Here is a 21151-nt window from a genome sequence, read left to right as displayed (position 1 = left end):
CGGGCCGCTAATGCTGATGGTGCGCCGCGCAAACATGGGGGCTTTCCATAGCAGGGGGAGGGCAGAAGCGCAAAGGCTGGAGACGGCCGTATCAGACCTGCCGCGGCCGGGCCGGATTTCCGGCAACGGTGACGCCCGCTGCGACATCCCGCGTGACCACGCTGCCGGCGCCGATCACCGCGCCGTCGCCGATCGTGACGCCGGGCAGGATGATGGCGCCGCCGCCGATCCAGACGTCGCTGCCGATTCGCACGGGGCGGCCGAACTCCAGGCCGGTCTTTCGCGTTTCGGCGTCGCGCGGGTGGTCCGCGGTGTAGATTTGCACGGCCGGCCCGATTTGGGTGCCGTTGCCGATCACAACCTCCACCACGTCGAGGATGATGCAATTGAAGTTGAGAAAGACGCCGTCGCCGAGACTGATGTTGTAGCCATAGTCGCAGTGGAAAGGCGGACGGATGACGGCGCCCTTGCCGACGCGGGCGAGCCGTTCGCGGAGCAGGGTATGCCGCTCGGCCACCGGCGATGCCAGCGCCGCATTGTACCGCACCATCCACGCCTTGGCGGCGGCCTGTTCGGCGCCGAGTTCCTCGTCGGTGCGATACAGTTCGCCCGCGAGCATTTTCTGCTTTTCAGTTTTGTTCAACCGATCGCTCCGAGCCTCGGAAAGGCGTCCGGCGCCGCGGCCAGTGCCGCGCGCGCCTTTGCGCTGTCGTCATCCATCTGGCGTATCAACGCTTCGATGGTGTCGAATTTCAGCTCGTCACGGATGAAACGAATGAAGGCGACGTCAAGCACGGTGCGATAGAGGTCGCCCTTGAAGTCGAACAGGAATACTTCGAGCAGCGGCGCGCCGTTGTCGAAGGTTGGACGGCGACCGAAGCTTGCCACCGCATCGAAACGCTCGGTGCCGCGGCCGACCCGCACCGCATAGATGCCGTGCTTGAGGCTGCAATTCTTGTCGAGGCGGATATTGGCGGTGGGGTAGCCGAGATCGCGGCCGCGCTTCTCGCCATGGATCACCTCGCCGCTGACGAACCACGGCCCGCCCAGCATGGCGGTGGCTTCGTCGATCTGGCCCTCTGCCAGCGCCATGCGGATCGCGCTGGAGGACACCGGCCGCTCCTCGATATCGACATGGGCCTGGACGTCGACCTCGATGCCGAGCCGCGGCCCCTCGCTGACCAGGAGGCTCGGCGAGCCGGCACGGCCCTTGCCGAAATGAAAGTCGTAGCCGACCGCAATGCCGCTGATGCCGAGGCGCTTGATCAGGTCATGGTGAATGAAATCTTGCGCCGAGGTTCCGGCGCGGGTCTTGTCGAAGGTCATCACCACGGCACCGTCCAGCCCGGTTCCGGCCAGCAGCCGCAGCTTGTTGGCCTCGTCGGAGAGACGGAATTGCGGGCTGTTCGGGCTGAAAAAGCTGCGCGGATGCGGCTCGAAGGTAACGGCGAACGCCGGCTTGCCGTGGGCGCGGCCCATCCGTAAGGCCGCGTCGATCACGGCCCGGTGCCCCAGATGGACGCCGTCGAAATTGCCCATGGCGACCACGGCCCCCCGGGGGATCTCGGCGGCAGGCGTGGTGTCTCGGATAACGGTAAAAGCAGTGGTCATTTCAGGGATTCTGCGGATTCTTCAGGGATTTTCAGAGATTCTCGGGTCTTGGCGCAGGCCGGACCGTGACGCGGCGCCCCCATCGAAGTCAAGCCGGACGGGTCGGACCAAAACGGATGCAATCCGGCGTTTCCCGATTAACGCGCTGTTTAACGGCTGCTGCTACTGCTTGGGGGAGGACTGCGGATCGCGCAGGCCTGCCGATAGTTTGTTGCGTGAGCGTTGAGTGGGGGAAAAGATGGCGGTTGATTTGTCCATGCCGGTACTGGTGGTCGATGACTACAGCACCATGATCCGCATCATCCGAAATCTTCTGAAGCAGCTCGGCTTCGACAACATCGACGATGCCAGCGACGGCTCGGCGGCGCTGAACAAGATGCGCGGCAAGAAATACGGGCTCGTGATTTCCGACTGGAACATGGAGCCGATGACCGGTTACGACCTGCTCAAGGAAGTCCGCGCCGACCCCAATCTGGCCACCACGCCCTTCATCATGATCACGGCGGAATCCAAAACCGAGAACGTGATCGCCGCCAAGAAGGCCGGCGTGAACAATTACATCGTCAAGCCGTTCAACGCGGCGACGCTGAAGACCAAGATCGAGGCGGTCTTCCCGGACATGGCGACGGCGTAAACGCCGGCACCATCATAAATTGATTTGTCATGCCCGGGCTTTGTCCCGGGCATTTGTGTTTTCAAATGAAGAACTTCAACAGACTTATCAGTCTGGGTTTTCATAACGCTGCCGCTCGTCGCGACGGTCTCGCTGGCGGCTACCAGCGCAGCTCCCGCATCAGCGCGCGCGGCGGATGGCCGAACAGCTCTTTCACCGACGCCGGATCGAGCTGGTCCAGGCCCTCGAATTCCTCGGAATGGATGCCGCGGGTGAGGAAAAGACAGTCGATTCCGAAACCGAGCGCGCCGGTGAGGTCGGTACGTACCGAATCCCCGATCGCCAGCACGCGGTCGAGCGAGGTCGGCCGGCCGCGGCGCTCGGTGGCGAGCGCCATGGCGCGTTCATAGATCGGCCGGTGCGGCTTGCCATAGAAGATCGCTTCGCCGCCGAGTTCGCGATAGAGCTCGGCGATCGCGCCCGCGCAATAGATCAACCGATCGCCGCGTTCGACGACGATGTCGGGGTTGGCGCAAATCAGCGGCAGCTTGTGCTCGCGCGCCTGCAGCATCATCGCGCGATAGTCTTCCGCCGATTCGGTCTCGTCGTCGAACAGGCCGGTGCAGATGATGTAATCGGCCTGCTCCAGCGGCGCCATGACGGCGTCGAGCCCGCGATGGATCGAGGAGTCCCGCTCCGGACCGATCCAGAAGATCTTCTTGCCGGGGTGGTCGGCGACGAAATTCCGGGTCAGGTCGCCGGAACTGACGATGGCGTCGTAGGTTTCGTCGGCAACGCCGAGCTTGCGCAACTGACGCTGCACGGAATCGGCCGGCCGCGGCGCGTTGGTGATCAGGATGACGGTGCCGCCGCGCTGGCGATAGGTGTGCAGCGCCTCGCAGGCTTCGGGAAACGACTCCAGCCCGTTGTGCACCACGCCCCAGATGTCCGAGAGGATGACCTCTACGCCGTCGACGAGGTCGCTCAGCCTCTCCGCAAAATGCAATGAGGTCATGCGTTGGGAAGCCTGTTAGCCGGGTCCTGCGGCACGGCGCGCCAGGGCGGCATTGCCGGTTGCCCGCATCGCGGGCTCCGCGGCCGGGCCGGCGATGGGAACGGTGCTGCTGGAGCCATTGGGGGTGCCGGAGTCCTTGTTCGCTGTCGCCCCGCCGGTAGCAGATGCCCCCTCGGGCCGCAACGGTCGCGGCGGCGCAAACAGAAAACCCTGGCCAAACCGCACGTCGTAGTCGAGCAGGTCCACCACCGCCCGCTCGCCCTCGATCTTTTCGGCGATCAGGTCGATGCCGAAGCGGCCAAGCAGGTCGGAAAGATCGGACGGGTGGATATCCGAGGTCGAACTCTGTTTGGGATCGAGCAGCAATGCCGCCGGCACCTTGATGAAACGGACGCCGCGGTCGGCGAGGTCGCGCGGCTCGATCCGCAGGTCGGTGACGTGATCGATCGAGAAGCGGTAACCGCGCTGCGACAATGCGGCGAGATGCTCGATTTCGGTCGGGCCGAGGTGGCGGAACGTCGCCTGCTTGAATTCGAGTACGAAGGACGGCGCCAGCGCCCGGTTGGCCTCGAGGAAGTCGAGGCATTGCGCGAAATTGGCGGGATTGCTGAGCGTCGCCGCCGAGACGTTGCAGAACACGCCGACGTCCTTGTTGCGCACCATCAGGCGGCGCAACACCTGGATACAGCGCAGCATCACCATGTGATCGATCTTGCCGATCAGCCCGCCGGCTTCGGCGGTGGGAATGAAATCATCGGCGGCGAGTATCTGGTCCTTCTCGTCGCGCAGTCGCGTCACCGCCTCGTAGAAGCGCACCTTGCGCTGCGGCAGCGTCACCATCGGCTGCAGGTAGATATCGAGCCGGCTTTCCTCGACCGCATTCTTCACCGCAGCAAGCAGCTGCGGCTGGCTGCGCGAGGGCGAAGCGGCCTCCGCTGAAGGCGCCGGCCTGGCGGCGGCAACCGGCGCGGCCCTGACAGGATACGCCGCTTGCTCCGGGGCGATCGCCGGTTGTTCCGGCGGTTCGGAATGCGGCCTGCCCGACGAGGCAGGGGGCGCGGCCGCCGCGCCCGAGGCCAGGAGATCCTCATGGCTCGCCACCGAGACGGCCAGCTGCTTGACCAGCCCGCCGAGCTCGTTGATCTCGCCGAGGACGGCCTGGATGCGGTCGGAGCTTGCCGAATTCGCCGACACCACCCGGCCTTCGACCGCGGCGAGCCGGCGGCCGAATTCGGCGACCTGACGGGCGAGGTCGGCGGTGCCGCGGGAAAGATCGGCGATCTGGCCGCCGACGTCGGAGCGATCGCGCAGCCGCATCGACACGGCATTGTAGAGGATCAGGAAGGTCAGCGCGGTGAGCGCCACGATCGCGGATTCGGTGCCGCTGAAGCCGGCCACCGCATGCAGGACGAGGCCGAGGGAGGCTGCGACCAGCACCATGCAGATGGCGATGAAAATCGTCGAAATGCGAATCATGTCGCGCGCTACGCCCTCAGGTCGGAACTGTATTCACCCGGGAAAACACGGAGGTTTCAGGCACGGTCCGCCTCGCGCTCCCCGAGCGGCGCAACCTTAGCATCAATGTTGATTCGCCGAGCTAGTGTTCTTTAGGCACGGTCGGAACTGATCGCTCCGGCCGAAGCGGTGGCGCGCAACGGCTGTACCGGCACCGAGGGACGTGCGCCGCCGGCCGCGGTCTGACGCTCGATTTCCGAATTGAGCTCGGCCCCGAACAGCACGATCGTGGCCGACATCCACATCCACACCATCAGGCCGATGGCGGCGCCCAGCGAGCCGTAGGTCGCGTTGTAGTTGCCGAAATTCGAGAGATACCAGGACAACGCGGCCGAGCCGGCGATCCAGAGCAGCGCCGCGGCGAGCGTGCCGGCGCCCGTCCACTCCCACCGCGCCGCAGGCCTGTCCGGTCCAAACCGGTACAGCACGCTCAGCGCGACGAGCAGGATCACAAACAACAACGGCCAGCGGGCCAGACCCAGGATGAGGCGGCCCTCTGAACTGAGGCCGATGTGATTGAACGCCAGCGGAAAGGCCACCACCGCGCTCACCATCAGCAGCAGGGCCGCGATACCGCCGGTCGTCAACGCCAACGACAGCAGGTTGAGCCGGATGAAGCTGCGCGTTTCCCGCACCTCATGGACGACGTTGAGCGCGTCGATGATCGCCTTGACGCCGGCATTGGCGCTCCAGAGGGCGAGGGCAAGGCCGAACAGGAATGTTCCGCCGAGCGCGGCGGGGCCCTTGGCGAGCACCCGGGCAATCTGGTCCTGCACGATCTGGAACGAGCCCTCGGGCAGCATCATTGCCAGCGTTTGCAGGTTGGCCCCAATGGTTACGGGATCGGTGAACAGGCCGTAGGAGGAGACCAGCGCCGTCACAGCCGGGAACACCGCAAGCAGTCCGAAGAACACGACGCCTGCGGCGGTGGCAAGCAAACGGTCATCGTTGGAACGCTCGTAGATGCGCCACAGGGTGGTTTTCCAATTCGGGCGCCGGACCGCGGGAGGGTCGTTGGATCGCGCGGAGTGCTCGTGTGGCAGGGAGCCGGCGGGCGCGGCGGCCGAACTTGCCGACCCAGCTCGCGCACCGGGCTGAAAAAAATGCTGCGCCGTCAGGATGAGAATGGCGGTGGCCGCCATCAGAAGAAGATTATCCTCAGATCGGGCGCGCGGCATCACGCGCCCGTTTGGCGCGCGTGCGATCGCCGCCGCGTGGCCGCCCAACCCAGCAGCGTCACCATCACGATCAGGCCGGCCTGAATGTTCCTGCTGTTCTGCGCCGGCCGTGATCGCCGCGCCCGAGCTTGGGACGGTGGCGCCGCAGGCGACAGCAGGATGGAGGCCGCGGTATCTCGCGCGGCTTCGATCTGGTGCCGTTCGAGCGGATTGGCCTTGATCGCCACGCGAAGCCGGCTGGTGAGCGTTGGAAAGTGCGGTGGCGGTCGCTTCAATCTGGCCATGGCCAGACCGGCACAGATGGCAGCAATCGTCACCAGTAGCGCGCCGATCGCGCCGAACGCCCAAAACTGTCCGTAGTGGATCGCAATCCAGCGATACAGCGCCACGGTCCCGACGAGGCAAGCGGCGATCAGGAAAACGCCCGCCGTGGCGAACAGCGCAGCGGCGATCGCATAGGACGCCATGGTCCCGGTCGCCTGATCGGTCCGGTCGCGCAGATATGACCGCGTCGCTATCTTGATCTGGCTGAGCTTCAGTCCGATCCCGGCGCGCAGCAGGCTATTCGCGGGCGCGAGCATCTTTCGCCATCCTCCACCGGCAGAGGCATGATCGCCTCCGTCGCTGGAATGAACGCTTCGTTGTTTCGAATGTTCCTGAACGCGCTTACGCCGTCGCGCGGATCACCTTGGTGACCTTTTCGATGACCTCGCCGATCTGGTCTTCGGTGATGATCAGCGGCGGGGTCAGCACCAGGGTGTCGCCCGCTACCCGCACCATCAAATCATTGTCGTGGAAGGCGCTGTTGAGCCCGGCGAAGCCACGCTTGCCTGGCGCATCCGCGATCGGTGCGAGATCGATGCCGGCGGTCAGGCCGACGGTGCGGATATCCACCACGCCGGGCTCGCTGCGCAGCGACATCACCGCGTCGGCAAATTTCGGCTCCAGCTTGTTAGCGCGCTCGAACAGCTTCTCGTCGCGGTAGATGTCGAGCGTAGCGAGACCCGCCGCGCAGGCCAGTGGATGGGCTGAATAAGTGTAGCCATGCGCCAGTTCGACCGCATGTTCCGGTCCGCTCATGAAGGCGTCATGGATGGTGTCGCGCACCAGCACGCCGCCCATCGGCGCGGCGCCATTGGTGATGCCCTTGGCGAAGGTCAGCATGTCGGGCACCACGCCATAGCGTTCGGCGGCAAAGGCGAAGCCGAGCCGGCCGTAGCCGGTGATGACCTCGTCGAAGATCAACAGGATGCCGTGCTTCTGGGTGATCTCGCGCAGCCGCTTGAGATAGCCCTTCGGCGCCGGCAGCACGCCGGTCGATCCCGCCATCGGCTCGACGATCACGGCCGCGACAGTGTTGGCGCCGTGCAAATTGACGATGCGTTCGAGTTCGTCGGCGAAATGCGCGCCATATTCCGGCTCGCCCTTGCTGAAGGCCTGCTTGTCGCGATCGTAAGTCGCCGGCAAATGATCGACGCCGGTCAGCAGTGAGCCGAACATCTTTCGGTTGCCGACGATGCCGCCGACGGAAGTGCCGCCGAAACCGACACCGTGATAGCCGCGCTCACGGCCGATCAGGCGGATGCGGCTGCCGTGGCCGTTGATCTGGTGATAGGCCAGCGCGATCTTGAGCGCCGTATCAGCCGCTTCCGAGCCGGAATTGCAGAAGAACACGTGGTCGAGGCCTGCCGGCGCCAGTTCCGCGATGCGGCTGGCGAGTTCGAAGGCCTGCGGAATGCCGAACTGGAACGGCGGCGCATAGTCCAGCGCCTCGGCCTGCTTGGCGATCGCCGACGAAATCTGGGTGCGGCCGTGGCCGGCATTGGTGCACCACATGCCCGAGGCGCCGTCGATGATCTTGCGGCCGTCGACGGTGAAGTAGTGCATGTCCTTGGCGGCGGCGAGCATCCGCGGGTTTTTCTTGAACGCCCGGTTCGCAGTGAACGGCATCCAGTGCGCGGCGAGATCGTTCGGCACGTTGACGGAATTGGGGCGGGGGCTCTTGTCCAGCATGGGCGGCCTCTTTTCGGTTTGAAACGGATTTGCCCCAAAATATCAGCTTCGCCGCCAAACAGGAACGTCAACGGGCCGTGATATTTCCGCGCAATAGGCCGGATCAGAGATCGGCGGCGGCGATCCAGAACACTTCGCCCTCGGAATCCTCGGTGTCGAGCCAGAGCAGCGGCAGTTGTGGATAGGCGGCCTCGAGTTGCGGACGGCAGCGCCCGATCTCGCATAACAGACCGCCTTGCGGCGTCAGGTGCGCTTCGGCTTCGTCGAGGATGCGGCTGATGATGTCGAGCCCGTCGGCGCCGCCGTCGAAAGCAAGCTTCGGCTCAGCGCGGCATTCGCTCGGCAGGTCGGCCATGCCTTCCGCGTCGACATAGGGCGGATTGGAAATGATCAAGTCGTAGCGCTTGCCGTTCAGCGGCTGGAACAGATCTCCGCGGTACAGCGTGAGCCTGTTCGTTAGCCCATAATCCCGGACATTGCGCGCGGCGACTTCCAGTGCGTCCTTTGAAATATCCACAGCGTCGATTTCGGCATTCGGAAAATTCCGGCTGGCCAGGATGGCAAGACAGCCCGAACCGGTGCAGAGGTCGAGCACGCTTTCGACCATGCCGGGGTCCGAGATCAGCGAGCCGGCCTCCTCATCGCCGTCGCCGCCGAAATGCTGCTCCAGCAGTTCGCCGATGAACGAGCGTGGCACGATGGTGCGCTCGTCGACATAGAACGGCAGGCCGCGCATGTAGATCTTGTTGACGAGGTAGGCTGCGGGCTTTCGCGTCGTGACACGCCGCACGATCAGGTCGAGGATCTTCTTGCCCTCAGCAGCGGTGACGCGCGCGGTGGCGAACGCCTCGAACTGGTCAGGGTGCAGATGCAGCGCCTCGCAGACCAGGAAGGCGGCCTCGGCAACGGGATCGGTGGTGCCATGCGCGAATACCAACTCGGCTTCCGTGAAACGGCTGACGGCGTAGCGGACGAAATCGAGCAGCGTCAGTAATTCGCCCGCGCCGACTTTTGGAAGTTTCGAGATGGTCTGGCCGCGCTTGGCTGCCGGCTTGGTACGTTTGGCCATCAGGGTTTGGCCCAGCGCGCGGCGGCCGCATCATCATGGTCGCGCGCCTCGACCCAGCTGGTGCCTTTTCCGCTTTCCTCGCGCTTCCAGAACGGCGCGTTGGTCTTGAGGTAGTCCATCAGGAAGTCCGCGGCCTCGAACGCGGCCTGGCGATGCGACGACGCCGTCACGACCAGGACGATGTTCTCGCCCGGCGCGATGCGGCCGAAACGGTGAATGATGGTGAGGCCCTGCAACGGCCAGCGCGACAGCGCCTCGTCGGCATGGCGCCCGATCTCGGCTTCGGCCATGCCGGGATAATGCTCCAGCGTCAGCGCGGCAATCGGTTCGCCGTTCTCGCTGCCACGGCAGATGCCGCTGAACGTGACGACGGCGCCCACATCGGTACGGTCTTTGCTCAGCGCCGCGATTTCTTGCGCGACGTCGAAATCCGCTTGCTGAATGCGAATGGTCGCCGTGACAGCCATGTGATCATCTTTTGTTTGACGCGTTTTCTTCACGCGAACCGGTACCCACTTCGCTCGAAAACGCTTTGTCAACCGCCGGTCATCGGCGGGAAGAACGCAATCTCGCGTGCGCCGGCGATTGCAGCGTCCGGCTTGACATGGGTGTGGTCGATCGCGGCGCGGATCACCTTCGGCTTTTCGAAGGCGTAGGCATAAGCCTCGCCGCGGCCGGACAACCAGCCGATCAAATCGTTCACCGTGCGCACGTCGGCCGGCGGCTCGACGGTTTCCTCCGCGACGCCGACCCGCTCGCGTACCCAGGCGAAATATTTGACCCTCATCCCTCATCCTCCTTGATGAGGTGATGGATGCCGGCGCGGAAATAATCCCAGCCGGTGTAGATCGTGAAGAGCGCCGACATCCACAACAGCGCGATCCCGATCAGGGTGGTCGCGGGCAGGATCTGCTCCCCCGCCTCGCCGGCGATCAGGAAGCCGATCGCGACCAGCTGGATCGTGGTCTTCCATTTCGCCAGCTTGGTCACGGGGACGCTGACCCGCAAGGCCGCCAGATATTCCCGCAAGCCCGAGACCAGGATTTCGCGGCACAAGATCACGATGGCGGCCCACAGGGTCCAGCCGTGGATCGAGTTGTCGGCCGCCAGCATCAACAGGCAGGACGCCACCAGGAGTTTGTCGGCGATCGGATCGAGCATCCGGCCAAAGGCGGATTGCTGATCCCAGATTCGCGCATAGTAGCCGTCGAGGTAATCGGTCACCCCCGCGGCGATAAAGACGGCCAGCGCCACCCAGCGCAGCCACAGCGGGCCGTCCAGGATGGACTGGGCGAAAACGCAGCCGACAACCACCGGAATGGCGGCAATACGGGCGTAGGTCAGGATATTCGGCAAGGACAGGCTCTTGGGCTGTCCCCTCGTTGTTGCGATGTTCATCCGTCTTACCAATACCGCTGGAGCGTGAAGGTCAACCGTGCGGACCCTAGATCATCTGCCGGAGGCGACGTCCAAATGACACATGCCTTTCGACCCGAAGTCCCCTTACCCCGGCTGTGCATGGAAAAACTCGAAAATCTTGCGGGCGCTTTCGGCGCTGACGCCGGGAACCTTGCCGAGGTCCGCGATCGAGGCCCGCTCGATCTCCTTCAGTGTTCCGAAGTGATGCAGCAAGGCACGTTTGCGTGACGGGCCGATGCCCGGGATTTCCTGTAAGCCCGCTTCCCTGATGTCTTTTTTCCGCAGTTTGCGGTGTGAGCCGATCACGAAGCGATGCGCCTCGTCGCGCAGCCGCTGGATGAAATACAGCACGGGATCGCGCGGCTCGAGCTTGATGGCCTCGCGGTCCGGCATGAACAGGGTCTCCCGCCCGGCATCGCGGTCCGGGCCTTTTGCGACGGCCATCAGGGCGACCTGGGTCAATCCGAGACCCTCGAAAATCTCCCTGACGGCGTTGAGCTGGCCGCGACCGCCGTCGATGATGACGAGATCGGGCCATTGCGGAAACGAATCATCGTCGGCCTTCGCGCCAGGTTTTGTTTGGGCGGCATCGCCCTCCGGCGGTTTCAGCAGCCGCTTGAAGCGCCGTTCCAGCACCTCGCGCATCATCGCGTAGTCGTCGCCGGGTGTCAGTCCCTCGGACTTGATGTTGAACTTGCGATACTGGTTCTTGATGAATCCATCCGGTCCCGCCACGATCATCGCGCCGACGGCGTTGGTGCCCTGGATGTGGCTGTTATCATAGACCTCGATGCGCTTCGGCACCTGCGGCAGTGCGAGCGTGGCCGCCATGCCCTGCAGCAGGCGGCTCTGGGTTGCGGTATCGCTCAGCTTGCGGCCGAGCGCCTCGCGCGCATTGGTCAGCGCGTGGGCGATCAGCTCTTTCTTTTCGCCGCGCTTCGGCGTCGAGACTTCGACCTTGAAGCCGGCCTTGACCGAGAGCGCATCGGCCAGCAGCGCGCTTTCCTCAATCTCATGCGATAGCAGGATGAGTCTCGGCGGCGGCTTGTCGTCGTAGAATTGCGCGAGGAACGAGGCCAGCACTTCCTCTGGCGTGAACGACTTCTCCGCCTTCGGGAAATAGGCGCGGTTGCCCCAGTTCTGGCCGGTGCGGAAGAAGAACACTTCGACGCAGGAATAGCCGCCCTCCTGATGGATGGCGAACACGTCGGCTTCTTCCACGGTGCGCGGATTGATGCCCTGCTGCGACTGGATCGCCGACAGCGCGGCGAGGCGATCACGATACAGCGCCGCGGTCTCGAATTCGAGTTCAGTGGACGCCTTCTCCATCTCGCCGGCGAGCAGCTGCTTCACGGCATGGCTGCGGCCGGACAGGAAATCGGTGGCCTCGCGCACCAGCTCGGTATAGCCGGGGAAGTCGATCTCGCGCGTGCAGGGGCCCGAGCAGCGGCGGATCTGATAGAGCAGGCAGGGCCGGGTGCGGCTCTCGAAGAAGCCGTCGGTGCAGGAGCGGATCAGGAAGGCGCGCTGTAGCGCCGTGATGGTGCGGCCGACCGCGCCGGCGGATGCGAACGGTCCGAAATACCGGCCGGCCCTCGATTGCGCGCCGCGATGCTTGAGGATCTGCGGCGCCCAATGGTCGCCTGATATCAGGATGTAGGGAAACGACTTGTCGTCGCGCAGCTGCACGTTGAAGCGCGGCCGCAGCTGCTTGATCAGGTTGGCTTCCAGCAGCAGCGCTTCGGTCTCGGTGGTGGTGGAGATGATCTCGACCGTCACGGTCGCCGCGATCATCCGCAGGATGCGCGCCGGCAGCGGTGCGTTGACGCGGGCGTAGGAGGAGAGCCGCTTGCGGACGTTTTTCGCCTTGCCGACGTACAGCACGTCGCTGCCGGCGTTGAGCATGCGGTAGACGCCGGGAGAGGTCGGCGCCAGCCGCACCGCGTTTTCGATGGCCGCGTGGCCGACCGCCAGCGGGCCTTCGGCAATCGCCTCGGCAGCGTCCTCAGCGGCTTCCGGCAGGCGCGCCTCGTCGTCCTCCTCGGCGGCGGATGTCGCGGGGTCGACGTCGGCGGCGATCAGGTCCTGCGGAGGCAGATCCGGCTGGGAACCCTGCCGCGCCTTGCGCGGGGGCTCCGGATGGTCGGTAGAATCGTGATCCATGGGCCTAAATTAAGCGCTGCCGGGCGGCATCGCCAGCGCTCGGGCACGCCTTGCCGGGGGAAAGGCGCCGGTAACGCTTCCTTAAGAATGATGAGCGGGCGGTAACCCGGCTTAACAACCCTTTAACTTAAAACTCTCGATAAATCTTACAGGAAAAAGTCGAGTTCCGTAACCAAGCCGGTGTCCCCCCCGGGATTGGTCGCGGCAGTTGCGTGGAGTGGCGTGATGAGCAGGTTTGTATTGGGCGCACTGGCGCTGATCGGTGCCGGCTGGACCATGTCGGCACAGGCAGCCGACCTCAATTACGGACGCACCTACACCAGCAACCAGCGGTTCGATTCCTTTAGCTGGGCGGGTCCCTATCTTGGCGGCAACCTGGGCTATTCCTGGGGCTCGGTCGCCAACAACCCGACCAAGCCGTCAGGATTCGTGGGCGGCGTTCAAGCTGGGTACAATTGGCAGCAGCCCGGGAGCCCGTGGGTATTCGGTCTCGAAGGCGACATCCAGGCGACCGGCGCCGAAGAGACCTTCGCACCGTGGAAATTCTCCAACCCCTGGTTCGGCACGGTTCGCGGTCGCGCCGGCTTTGCTTTCAACAACATCATGTTCTTCGGCACGGGCGGTCTCGCCTTCGGCGAACTGCGCGCCACCACCTTCGGCTTGTCGGAATCCCACACCAATGCGGGCTGGACGCTCGGCGCCGGCGCCGAGATGGGCTTCGCCCCGAACTGGAGCGCCAAGATCGAATATCTCTATGTCGATCTGGCCAACAGCAACTTCGTCGTTACAGGCGCGTCAAACGGATACCGGTTCGGCTTGATCCGCGCCGGCGTAAACTATCGCTTCTAGAACAAAGAAACGGTTGGTTACCACCTCCCGGCGGCAGTAAGTCGCCGGGATTTTTTTGTCTTCAGGCAGGGTACGCGTGTGGATGCCGCGCGGCTCGACGCTCTGGGCGGCGATGCCGTGCCCCGCGAAATCTTCGCCAGCCAAAAATTCAGTCCGCGTCCAACGCGAGCGTCGGTTTACGATGAAATCACCAGGTTGACCGCCTTGGGGCCTTTGCCCTTCTTGTCCGGTTCGACCTCGAACGTAATGCGCTGTCCTTCTGTCAGATCCTTCAGTCCGGCCCGCTCAACGGCGGTAATATGCACAAACACATCGCGGCCGCCATCATCGGGCTTGATGAAGCCGTAGCCGCGTTCTCCATTGAAGAACTTGACTGTTCCAGTCATGGCCATCGGGAAACTCCTCCCCCGTATTGCTCTGCCGCTACGCGTAATTCGCGTACCGGCCGACCGGACATTCGCTGCCGGAAGCTTTGGCCACCTTCGCCGATCGGGCTTACGTCCCGACCGACCTGGATTTTATTCGGCCTTGATCACTCCGCCGCAACCATTCGCGGAAGCGGAACGTAAAGCCAGTCCCAACGGCCTGAGCATAATACGGATTTGCGCGAATTGCCTATGGCGATTCGTAACTTTCACCTGACCGGCCGGGGCCTCAGGGCTTGGGCGTCTCCAGCCTGAACCGGGCGGCGCCGCCCTGGCCGAGCGGCTTTTCAAGTTCGGGTAGAATTGTCTTTAGCTCGGCCGCCAGCGTCCATGGTGGATTGACGATCAGGAGGCCGGTGGAGGTGAGGGGGCCGCCCGCCGCCTGCGGCGCGACCGAAAATTCGAGCCGCAGACACTTGCCCGCCGGCTTGCTGGCGGCGGCAGCGCCGGCGACAAGGCGCGCCAGGGTGTCGGTGGCCCGCCGGCTCTTGACCGGATACCAGATCAGGTAGCTGCCGGTCGGCCATTTCGCATAGGCTTCGGCGAACCCGCCGGCCAGCGTGTCGAATTCGTCCTTTTGCTCGAACGATGGATCGATCAGCACCAGGCCGCGCCGCTCGTTGGGTGGCACGAAGGCCGGTAACGCGGTCCAGCCGTCGAGATCGACCACCCGCGCCTGGCTGTCGCGGCGCAGCGCGTCGATCAGTTGCCTGCGGGCGCCGGGTTCAAGTTCGCAGGCGGTGAGACGGTCCTGCGGCCGCAGCAGCGCACGGGCGATCAGGGGCGATCCGGGATAGGCCTCGAGCTTGCCCGGGGAGTTGAACGCCCGGACAATGTCGAGATAGCCGGTCACCAGCGGCAGTGTGTTTTCCGAAAACCGCGCCTGCAGCACCCGCGCAATGCCGGTCAGCCATTCACCGCCGCGGCGCGCCTCTTCGCCTGTGAGATCGTAGCGGCCTGCGCCGGCATGGGTGTCGATGACGCGAAACGGGGCCTGCTTCTCTTGCAGATAGGCCAGCATGCGCACTAGCACGATATGCTTGATGACATCGGCGAAGCCGCCAGCGTGAAAGGCGTGTCGGTAGTTCATGGGGGAGGGGTTACGACATCGGGGCCCGGAAAGTAACCCATATCGTCCGAAGATGCGCGCGGCGGGACGGCGTCTGCAATTGGGTTGGCGGGATTGCCGGAGTTTTCGACGGCTCGCCTTAACCGATCATTTCGGTCTCGGGTGTATTTTCCGGTTCCGTCCAGAATAGACGAGGAAGTTGCCCATGAGTACAATTGCTGCCGCCTATTTATCCTACACGACCTGGTCGATTTCGCAGACCAGCACCGCCGTAGCGGGTGCCGGCACCAGCGGGGACGGTGCAGCAAGCACCGTATCGTCATCGGTGTCCGTGTCGGTGACCACGGTCAGTATTTCGCACCGCGCCAAACAGATGCTGGCGCGGGCGTCGGCAGAACGATCTGCGGTCGATCGGTTGCAGGCGCAGGTTGACGCCTTTCAGAGCTACAGACGTCACGGCCGTGATGCCGGGTCGTCCGCCGGCATAGACTTTTTCAAGATTACCAGCGGTAGCGGGAACGACGTCATCAGGGTTCAGGCCAGCAACGCCACGATCGATGCCGGCGCGGGCAACGATATAATCGATGTCGATGGCCGGGCCAACGTCGTCGCCGGCGACGGCGACGATACCGTCAGCACCTATGGTTATTTGACCGTGGATGGCGGCGCCGGCAATGATCATATCCGCACGTACGATCATTCAACGGCCACCGGCGGCGACGGCAATGATTACATCAGCACCTATGCGTATTCGAATGTTTCGGGTGGTAACGGCAACGACATACTCACGGCCTACGACCATTCCACCCTTGACGGCGGCGCCGGCGATGACAGCCTCCGCGCCTACGATCACGCCAACCTGAGCGGCGGTGCGGGCAACGATATCATCGACGCCTATGGCCATGCGGTTGTCGACGCCGGCACCGGTAACGACAGCGTCCACACCTACTCACATGCGATTGTCTCAGCTGGCGACGGTGACGACCATGTGCGGACCAATGATTATTCCGTCGTCGATGGTGGCGCTGGCGACGATATTATCCAGGTCGGTGGATACTCGACGGTGACGGGCGGCGCCGGTGACGATCACATCAAGGTAACGGGTGATAACTCGACGATCAATTTTGCCAAGGGCGACGGCAACGATGTCGTTTGGGTGGACAACGGCAGCGGCAGTGTCGATTTATCGATCAGTGGTTATTCGCTGAATGACGTTATCGTCACCCAGCAGTTCGGCAGGACCACAATAAACTTCAAGGGCTCGAACGATTCCCTTGCGTTCAATGGACCGGCACGACTGAGCTTCGCCGATCGCACCAGCCTGGACATTAGCGCCTGACGCAGCCTTGGCGTGGAGGGGGTCCCGGCCATCCACGCACCTTGCAGACGACGAAAATGGCGCGGATGGCCGGGAACGCAGACAACTCTGGGTAGTCTGCGCTAGGTGGTGGGCTGCCATGCCCTGGCATACTGCCTGGCACGGCGGAACAGGATCTTCAGCCGCCGCGCACCGGCGGCATCACCACCTCATCACGCCGGCAGGCGCGGCGGTCGGTTTCCTCGCAGGCGCGGAATTGCATGTCCTTGCTCAGGCAGACCCGCACCTCGCTCAGGCGCCGGCCTGAGCAGGTCACCGAAATCGCCGAACTGCTCAGGCCGGGGTTGACCTTGATGAAGGCAGCTTCGAGATCGCCCGGCGCGATGGTTTTTGGCTCCGACAATTGCAGGAATTCCTCGGGGATCTTCACCGCCGCGCGCGCCTTGCGGATGCCCTCGAAATAGGCCCGCGCGCCGAGGCCTGAACAGGTGCCGTGCTTGTCCCATTCGTTGAAGATCAGGCCGGGCGCCGGCATCAGGTCCAGCATCGAGGTCATGATGTTGCGATCGAGCCGCGGCGAGGGCCGCTGGCAATATTCGGGAAAGCCGCGCTCATATTGCGGCCACAGGCCGTGAACCACGAAGGAATAGGGCCGTTCGCACTGGACCTGCGAGCGCCCGCTATTGCCGCGCTCAGCCGCGGCCTCGCAGAACGAGGGCGACCATGACAGGGCGAGGACATAAAAATCGAACTCGCCCGGGGCGTTCTGCCGGCGGTCCTGCGCACACGCCATCCCGGCGGAGACGACAACAAGCGCCAGCGAAATCAGAAGCCGCGAAATAATGACGGATCGGTACATCGAACGCCCCTCCACTCGACTACTTGGAGCCTAGCAGGGAGCCGGAACATTTCAAGAACAAAATTGGGTGGTCGCGAAATGCAGCCGCGGAAGGCCTGATTCGATCGGCCCGGTCAGGGAATCAGGGCCTGGCTGCCCGGCAGCCGGGACTGTACGCCCAGTTGCGGTCAAGGCCGGTCACGCACCATTCGACGCCCTGTCCAAAGCCGGCAAAGCCGCCATCCTCGATGATCGAGTAGTGCACGGTGCGCATCTTGCCGTCGCTCAACATAACGTCACCGCTGCAGTAGCGGCGCGGGATGTTGTCGGACTGCCAAGGCCGAAACGCGGTCTCGCGGATACGTCCGAAGCCGGTGATAACAAGCGCCGAATTCCAGAACTTGCCTTCCTTCTCCTGGAATTGCGACGAGATCGTCGACAGCGCCCGCTCGCATTCGGCGACACGGCCGTCATATTTCGGGCCGAACAGCCCGAAATTCAGCTCCAGGGGGTTGGCGGCCTGGGCGGCAGGGCTGGAGGCCAGCAAGGCGAGCGCCGCCGTCATCAGGCCGAGTGCTCTCAAGGATGTGAACAGGTTGCGCATGGGGAATCCGTCGGTAAGCCAACGCGCGAGACGGTGCCGCGAAGCCCTGACGAGGTCAAGTGCAGCGCGGCAACACCTGACGGCCAAGTCCGCCTCGTGCTGCAAGCATTCTTTTCATGGCCATCGGCGCACACTATGGTGGGCTTCGAGCGAAATGGAGTCTGCGATGCGAAGAATTGTGGCCGCGTGCCTGGTTGCCATGTCTCTGGTAGTCATGGGCGGAATGCTGGCGGGTACGCCGGCGCAGGCGCAATGGTTGGACATCGACACGGTGCCGTCGTTCAAGGGCAATGACACCGGCGGCATCATCGCCTATCCGCTGGCGATGCAGGCCGATGCCCGCCAGCTCGCCGTCGACCACTGCGCGCGCTACGGCAAGGTGGTGAAATTCCTCGGCCTGCAGCCCAATTACGGCGGCTACGTTTCCTTTGCCTGCCGCTGGGTGCCCTATGGCGCCGCTGAGCGGCCGCTGCGCACGCTTTACTGAGCACAACCGCTACCCGGTTTTCCGGCTGGACATGTTTTTGCCACGCGGGGCGTGTGTTCACTTCGCGCGCCACGATATTGTGGAAGAATTCAGCGGGAGCCTGTGTATGAGACGATCACTTCTTGTGTCTTGTTCGGCCGTTGGTTTGGTTGCCCTGTTGCAGGTCGGCGGCGCCGCGGCCGTGGAGCTGCCGGTGCGCAAGGCCGGACTATGGGAAATGAAGGTGCTGCGCGCAGGATCGCCATCGCCCGAAATGACGATGCAGCAATGCACCGACGAGACCACCGACAAGGACATGAGCACGGCGATGGCGCCGATGGCCAAGGATATCTGCTCGAAGCAGGACATCCAGAAGACGGCGACCGGTTATGTCAGCGATTCCGTCTGCGGTGTTGCGGGCATGACGATCAAGTCGCACGCCGAGATCATCGGCGACTTCAATTCCGCCTACACCGTGAAATCGACCTCGCACAGCGAGGGCGGCCCGGGGGGCGGGCCGCGCGACAGCGCCACGACCATCGAGGCCAAATGGCTCGGCGCCTGCAAGGCCGACCAAAAGGCCGGCGACATCCTGATGCCCGGTGGCATGAAGATAAACATGAAGGACATGGAAAAGCTGAAGGCGCTGATTCCGAAGACGCCGCCGAAGTAGTAATCCGGAGCGGATCGGGACTCGGTTTTGCCGTCGGCTTCGGCGGTGCGCTGCAGGGCCCTGACACAAAATATCGAAAACAACCCCATGCAAAGTAGAACGGGGTCAGCCTGTAGCCCGGATGGAGCGCAGCGCAATCCGGGGCTCTGTGCGGGGCGAGACGTCCCGGATTGCGCTGCGCTCCATCCGGGCTACGCGCGGGACCTACACCGGCACCCTTACCGTCGCGCGCAGGCCGCCCATCGGGCTATCACTGAGCGTGATGTCGCCGCCATGCGAGCGGGCGATGTCGCGGGCGATGGCCAGCCCCAGGCCCGTGCCGCCTTCGTCCTGGTTGCGGGCATCGTCAAGCCGCAGGAACGGCTTGAACACTTCCTCGCGCATATTGGCGGGAATGCCGGGTCCGTCGTCGTCGATCGTCACCGTCAGATAGCGGTGATCGCGGTGGCCGGTGATGGCGACCGTGTTGGCGTGGCGCGCCGCGTTGGAGACGAGGTTGGCGATGCAGCGCTTGAACGAGGCCGGCTTCACCGTCACCACGGGCAGGCCGTGGAACGTCACCGTCGCGGTGTGACCGTTGCGCTCGGCGTCGCTGCGCAGATCTTCCAGCGCTATCTCCATGTCGGTCGGCTGCGCGATCTCGCCGCTGTCGCCGCGCGCAAAGGAGAGATAGGCCTCCAGCATGCCGGCCATTTCGTCGACGTCCTTGCGCATGCCGTCGACTTCGGGGCTGTCGCCGATCAGTGCGAGTTCGAGCTTGAAGCGGGTCAGGATGGTGCGCAGGTCGTGGCTGACGCCGGCCAGCATCGCGGTGCGCTGCTCGATCGAGCGCTCGACGCGCGCCTTCATTTCCAGGAACGCCTGCGCCGCCTGCCGCACTTCCCGCGCGCCGCGGGGACGGAAGTTTGGCGCCTCGCGTCCCTTGCCAAAGCTTTCGGCGGCCTCGGCCAGCCGCAGGATCGGCCTGATCTGGTTGCGCAGGAACAGCACCGCGACGATCAAGAGGATCGAGGAAGTGCCCAGCATCCAGAAGATGAAGATCTCTGAGTTCGAGGCGTAGGCGGCGTTGCGCTGCGCGAACACCCGCATCACGGAATCGTCGAGCTGGATGCGGATTTCGACCAGGTTGGATTTGCCGACGGTGTCGATCCAGAACGGCCTGCCGATCTGGCGCAGACTCTTCGAGAGCGTCTGGTCGAGCAGCGAGAAGAACGGTTTTGGCCCCGGCGGCGGCATGTCGCCGACGGGAAGAAAATCGACCACGAGCTGCAGCCGCTGCCCGACGCGGCGCAATTGCGCGCGCTCCTTGTCCTGCGGATAGAACTTGTAGACGTCGATCAGGCTGGCAATATCCTGCACCACGGCCGCCGACAGCCGCCGCGTCACCGTGTTCCAGTGCCGCTCCATGAACACGAACGCCACGACCGTCTGCAGGATCACCATCGGCACGATCATGATCAGCAGCGCGCGGGCATAGAGGCCGGTCGGCATCCAGCTCTTGAACGCGTTGCCCATCCAGCCATTGGCTCTGGACACGCGTTGCGACGCATTGCGGATGAACGTCAGGCCGGTGTCGATCGTACTCATGCTCAGGGCGACGCGACCAGGCGATAGCCGATGCCGCGCACCGCCTGCAGGAACAGCGGATTGGCGGGATCGCGCTCGATCTTGCGCCGCAGGCGGTTGATCTGCACGTCGACCGCGCGCTCGTTCACCGTGCCGCCGCCGGTCAGCGCCGCGCGCGGTACGGTATCGCCGGGTGCGACCGCCAGAATGCGCAGCATTTCGCGCTCGCGGTCGGTCAGGTGAATGATCTCCTCGCCCTGGCGCAATTCGCCGCGGTCGAGATGAAACACGTAAGGGCCGAACGCGATCTGCTCCAGCGCCTCCACCGGCGGTGGCGCGCTGCGCTTGAGGATGTTGCCGATCCTTAAGATCAGTTCGCGGGGCTCGAACGGTTTTGCGACATAATCGTCGGCGCCGATCTGCAGGCCCTCGATCCGCGCTTCCGCTTCATGACGGGCCGTCAGCATGATGATCGGCACCGAGGAAGAGGTGCGAATGAAGCGGGCCAGGTCGAAGCCGGTTTCGCCGGGCATCATGACGTCGAGGATCAGCAGATCGAAATGCAGGCCGAGCAGCTTTGCGCGCGCGTCGTTCGCGCTCGAGGCGGTGGTGACGCGATAACCCTCGCCGGACAGAAACCGCGACAACAGGTCGCGGATACGGCGATCGTCGTCGACCAGCAGGAGGTGCGGGGCGTCGTCGGCCAGTTGCTGCGTTGCGCGCGCGGCGGCCGTCGCCATGGTTGCT

General features: G+C 64.1%; 23 protein-coding genes. 5 read left to right on the top strand and 18 right to left on the bottom strand.

The window, feature by feature from the left end:
• Positions 1–91: 91 nt before the first annotated feature.
• A complete protein-coding gene (locus tag ACPPVP_RS37510) occupies positions 92–643 on the bottom strand; it encodes a sugar O-acetyltransferase (RefSeq protein WP_426528566.1) in 552 nt (183 codons plus the stop codon).
• Positions 640–1611, bottom strand: coding sequence for a bifunctional riboflavin kinase/FAD synthetase (locus ACPPVP_RS37505; protein WP_426528565.1), 972 nt, complete (start codon positions 1609–1611; stop codon positions 640–642). The genes ACPPVP_RS37510 and ACPPVP_RS37505 overlap by 4 nt, the downstream gene beginning before the upstream one ends.
• A gap of 238 nt (positions 1612–1849) precedes the next feature.
• Between ACPPVP_RS37505 and ACPPVP_RS37500 the strand changes: the two genes are divergently transcribed.
• A complete protein-coding gene (locus tag ACPPVP_RS37500) occupies positions 1850–2245 on the top strand; it encodes a response regulator (RefSeq protein WP_057835874.1) in 396 nt (131 codons plus the stop codon).
• Positions 2246–2384: 139 nt separating this feature from the next.
• Here the strand turns inward: ACPPVP_RS37500 and ACPPVP_RS37495 are convergent, their stop codons facing one another.
• The 10 genes from ACPPVP_RS37495 to uvrC form a co-directional block, all read right to left on the bottom strand.
• Positions 2385–3239 carry a TIGR01459 family HAD-type hydrolase gene (locus tag ACPPVP_RS37495; RefSeq protein WP_426528564.1) on the bottom strand — a complete coding sequence of 285 codons (855 nt, stop codon included), beginning with the start codon at positions 3237–3239 and terminating at the stop codon, positions 2385–2387.
• A 15-nt stretch (positions 3240–3254) separates the two neighbouring features.
• On the bottom strand, positions 3255–4715 hold the full coding sequence (locus ACPPVP_RS37490; protein WP_426528563.1) for an EAL domain-containing protein: 1461 nt from the start codon (positions 4713–4715) through the stop codon (positions 3255–3257).
• Between the two features lie 131 nt (positions 4716–4846).
• Positions 4847–5896: a YihY/virulence factor BrkB family protein gene (locus tag ACPPVP_RS37485; RefSeq protein ID WP_426528562.1), complete on the bottom strand. Its 1050-nt coding sequence runs from the start codon at positions 5894–5896 to the stop codon at positions 4847–4849.
• Positions 5897–5931: 35 nt separating this feature from the next.
• Complete coding sequence (locus ACPPVP_RS37480; RefSeq protein WP_426528561.1) at positions 5932–6513, bottom strand: phage holin family protein; 582 nt, start codon at positions 6511–6513, stop codon at positions 5932–5934.
• 85 nt (positions 6514–6598) lie between these two features.
• Positions 6599–7945 (bottom strand): aspartate aminotransferase family protein, encoded by a 1347-nt coding sequence (locus ACPPVP_RS37475; RefSeq protein ID WP_426528560.1) that lies wholly within the window; start codon positions 7943–7945, stop codon positions 6599–6601.
• Positions 7946–8048: 103 nt separating this feature from the next.
• Positions 8049–9014 (bottom strand): 50S ribosomal protein L3 N(5)-glutamine methyltransferase, encoded by a 966-nt coding sequence (prmB, locus tag ACPPVP_RS37470; RefSeq protein WP_426528559.1) that lies wholly within the window; start codon positions 9012–9014, stop codon positions 8049–8051.
• On the bottom strand, positions 9014–9481 hold the full coding sequence (locus tag ACPPVP_RS37465; protein WP_426528558.1) for a molybdenum cofactor biosynthesis protein MoaE: 468 nt from the start codon (positions 9479–9481) through the stop codon (positions 9014–9016). Before ACPPVP_RS37465 ends, prmB begins: the two co-directional genes overlap by 1 nt.
• Positions 9482–9549: 68 nt before the next feature.
• Entirely contained in the window at positions 9550–9801 is a 252-nt protein-coding gene (gene moaD / locus ACPPVP_RS37460) for a molybdopterin converting factor subunit 1 (RefSeq protein ID WP_426528557.1), read from the bottom strand.
• Positions 9798–10412: a CDP-diacylglycerol--glycerol-3-phosphate 3-phosphatidyltransferase gene (gene pgsA / locus ACPPVP_RS37455; RefSeq protein WP_426528556.1), complete on the bottom strand. Its 615-nt coding sequence runs from the start codon at positions 10410–10412 to the stop codon at positions 9798–9800. Before pgsA ends, moaD begins: the two co-directional genes overlap by 4 nt.
• 105 nt (positions 10413–10517) lie before the next feature.
• Entirely contained in the window at positions 10518–12596 is a 2079-nt protein-coding gene (gene uvrC / locus ACPPVP_RS37450) for an excinuclease ABC subunit UvrC (protein WP_426528555.1), read from the bottom strand.
• 225 nt (positions 12597–12821) lie between these two features.
• Between uvrC and ACPPVP_RS37445 the strand changes: the two genes are divergently transcribed.
• Entirely contained in the window at positions 12822–13445 is a 624-nt protein-coding gene (locus tag ACPPVP_RS37445) for an outer membrane protein (protein ID WP_426528554.1), read from the top strand.
• Positions 13446–13621: 176 nt separating this feature from the next.
• Here the strand turns inward: ACPPVP_RS37445 and ACPPVP_RS37440 are convergent, their stop codons facing one another.
• Together ACPPVP_RS37440 and ACPPVP_RS37435 are read right to left on the bottom strand one after the other, a co-directional pair.
• On the bottom strand, positions 13622–13837 hold the full coding sequence (locus tag ACPPVP_RS37440; protein WP_028350729.1) for a cold-shock protein: 216 nt from the start codon (positions 13835–13837) through the stop codon (positions 13622–13624).
• A 262-nt stretch (positions 13838–14099) separates the two neighbouring features.
• A complete protein-coding gene (locus ACPPVP_RS37435; RefSeq protein WP_426528553.1) occupies positions 14100–14960 on the bottom strand; it encodes a 23S rRNA (adenine(2030)-N(6))-methyltransferase RlmJ in 861 nt (286 codons plus the stop codon).
• Between the two features lie 184 nt (positions 14961–15144).
• Here ACPPVP_RS37435 and ACPPVP_RS37430 point away from each other — a divergent pair, with 184 nt between their 5' ends.
• The gene (locus ACPPVP_RS37430) at positions 15145–16278 is read left to right on the top strand and encodes a calcium-binding protein (protein ID WP_426528552.1); all 1134 of its coding nucleotides are present in this window, start codon (positions 15145–15147) and stop codon (positions 16276–16278) included.
• 157 nt (positions 16279–16435) lie between these two features.
• Here ACPPVP_RS37430 and ACPPVP_RS37425 read toward each other — a convergent pair whose 3' ends face one another.
• Entirely contained in the window at positions 16436–17116 is a 681-nt protein-coding gene (locus ACPPVP_RS37425; RefSeq protein WP_426528551.1) for a ribonuclease T2 family protein, read from the bottom strand.
• 121 nt (positions 17117–17237) lie between these two features.
• Positions 17238–17699 carry a hypothetical protein gene (locus tag ACPPVP_RS37420; RefSeq protein ID WP_426528550.1) on the bottom strand — a complete coding sequence of 154 codons (462 nt, stop codon included), beginning with the start codon at positions 17697–17699 and terminating at the stop codon, positions 17238–17240.
• A 166-nt stretch (positions 17700–17865) separates the two neighbouring features.
• Between ACPPVP_RS37420 and ACPPVP_RS37415 the strand changes: the two genes are divergently transcribed.
• Together ACPPVP_RS37415 and ACPPVP_RS37410 are read left to right on the top strand one after the other, a co-directional pair.
• Positions 17866–18186 carry a hypothetical protein gene (locus ACPPVP_RS37415; RefSeq protein ID WP_426528549.1) on the top strand — a complete coding sequence of 107 codons (321 nt, stop codon included), beginning with the start codon at positions 17866–17868 and terminating at the stop codon, positions 18184–18186.
• 106 nt (positions 18187–18292) lie between these two features.
• On the top strand, positions 18293–18838 hold the full coding sequence (locus tag ACPPVP_RS37410) for a DUF3617 domain-containing protein (protein WP_426528548.1): 546 nt from the start codon (positions 18293–18295) through the stop codon (positions 18836–18838).
• A 204-nt stretch (positions 18839–19042) separates the two neighbouring features.
• Here the strand turns inward: ACPPVP_RS37410 and ACPPVP_RS37405 are convergent, their stop codons facing one another.
• Together ACPPVP_RS37405 and ACPPVP_RS37400 are read right to left on the bottom strand one after the other, a co-directional pair.
• Positions 19043–20425, bottom strand: coding sequence for an ATP-binding protein (locus ACPPVP_RS37405; RefSeq protein ID WP_426528547.1), 1383 nt, complete (start codon positions 20423–20425; stop codon positions 19043–19045).
• Positions 20426–20427: 2 nt separating this feature from the next.
• Positions 20428–21144 (bottom strand): response regulator, encoded by a 717-nt coding sequence (locus ACPPVP_RS37400; RefSeq protein ID WP_426528546.1) that lies wholly within the window; start codon positions 21142–21144, stop codon positions 20428–20430.
• Positions 21145–21151: the final 7 nt, after the last annotated feature.

It is taken from the genome of Bradyrhizobium sp. McL0615, from assembly GCF_049993905.1.
Lineage (GTDB): Bacteria > Pseudomonadota > Alphaproteobacteria > Rhizobiales > Xanthobacteraceae > Bradyrhizobium.
Note: the sequence above shows the minus strand (reverse complement) of the source record. Positions and strands in the feature narration are given on the sequence as shown.

Excerpts from the sequence above, each read along its gene's own strand:
- ACPPVP_RS37505 (WP_426528565.1), bottom strand. The coding sequence starts at position 1,611 with ATGACCACTGCTTTTACCGTTATCCGAGACACCACGCCTGCCGCCGAG.
- ACPPVP_RS37500 (WP_057835874.1), top strand. The coding sequence starts at position 1,850 with ATGGCGGTTGATTTGTCCATGCCGGTACTGGTGGTCGATGACTACAGC.
- ACPPVP_RS37495 (WP_426528564.1), bottom strand. The coding sequence starts at position 3,239 with ATGACCTCATTGCATTTTGCGGAGAGGCTGAGCGACCTCGTCGACGGC.
- ACPPVP_RS37490 (WP_426528563.1), bottom strand. The coding sequence starts at position 4,715 with ATGATTCGCATTTCGACGATTTTCATCGCCATCTGCATGGTGCTGGTC.
- ACPPVP_RS37485 (WP_426528562.1), bottom strand. The coding sequence starts at position 5,896 with ATGGCGGCCACCGCCATTCTCATCCTGACGGCGCAGCATTTTTTTCAG.
- ACPPVP_RS37480 (WP_426528561.1), bottom strand. The coding sequence starts at position 6,513 with ATGCTCGCGCCCGCGAATAGCCTGCTGCGCGCCGGGATCGGACTGAAG.
- ACPPVP_RS37475 (WP_426528560.1), bottom strand. The coding sequence starts at position 7,945 with ATGCTGGACAAGAGCCCCCGCCCCAATTCCGTCAACGTGCCGAACGAT.
- prmB (WP_426528559.1), bottom strand. The coding sequence starts at position 9,014 with ATGGCCAAACGTACCAAGCCGGCAGCCAAGCGCGGCCAGACCATCTCG.
- ACPPVP_RS37465 (WP_426528558.1), bottom strand. The coding sequence starts at position 9,481 with ATGGCTGTCACGGCGACCATTCGCATTCAGCAAGCGGATTTCGACGTC.
- moaD (WP_426528557.1), bottom strand. The coding sequence starts at position 9,801 with ATGAGGGTCAAATATTTCGCCTGGGTACGCGAGCGGGTCGGCGTCGCG.
- pgsA (WP_426528556.1), bottom strand. The coding sequence starts at position 10,412 with ATGAACATCGCAACAACGAGGGGACAGCCCAAGAGCCTGTCCTTGCCG.
- uvrC (WP_426528555.1), bottom strand. The coding sequence starts at position 12,596 with ATGGATCACGATTCTACCGACCATCCGGAGCCCCCGCGCAAGGCGCGG.
- ACPPVP_RS37445 (WP_426528554.1), top strand. The coding sequence starts at position 12,822 with ATGAGCAGGTTTGTATTGGGCGCACTGGCGCTGATCGGTGCCGGCTGG.
- ACPPVP_RS37440 (WP_028350729.1), bottom strand. The coding sequence starts at position 13,837 with ATGGCCATGACTGGAACAGTCAAGTTCTTCAATGGAGAACGCGGCTAC.
- ACPPVP_RS37435 (WP_426528553.1), bottom strand. The coding sequence starts at position 14,960 with ATGAACTACCGACACGCCTTTCACGCTGGCGGCTTCGCCGATGTCATC.
- ACPPVP_RS37430 (WP_426528552.1), top strand. The coding sequence starts at position 15,145 with ATGAGTACAATTGCTGCCGCCTATTTATCCTACACGACCTGGTCGATT.
- ACPPVP_RS37425 (WP_426528551.1), bottom strand. The coding sequence starts at position 17,116 with ATGTACCGATCCGTCATTATTTCGCGGCTTCTGATTTCGCTGGCGCTT.
- ACPPVP_RS37420 (WP_426528550.1), bottom strand. The coding sequence starts at position 17,699 with ATGCGCAACCTGTTCACATCCTTGAGAGCACTCGGCCTGATGACGGCG.
- ACPPVP_RS37415 (WP_426528549.1), top strand. The coding sequence starts at position 17,866 with ATGCGAAGAATTGTGGCCGCGTGCCTGGTTGCCATGTCTCTGGTAGTC.
- ACPPVP_RS37410 (WP_426528548.1), top strand. The coding sequence starts at position 18,293 with ATGAGACGATCACTTCTTGTGTCTTGTTCGGCCGTTGGTTTGGTTGCC.
- ACPPVP_RS37405 (WP_426528547.1), bottom strand. The coding sequence starts at position 20,425 with ATGAGTACGATCGACACCGGCCTGACGTTCATCCGCAATGCGTCGCAA.
- ACPPVP_RS37400 (WP_426528546.1), bottom strand. The coding sequence starts at position 21,144 with ATGGCGACGGCCGCCGCGCGCGCAACGCAGCAACTGGCCGACGACGCC.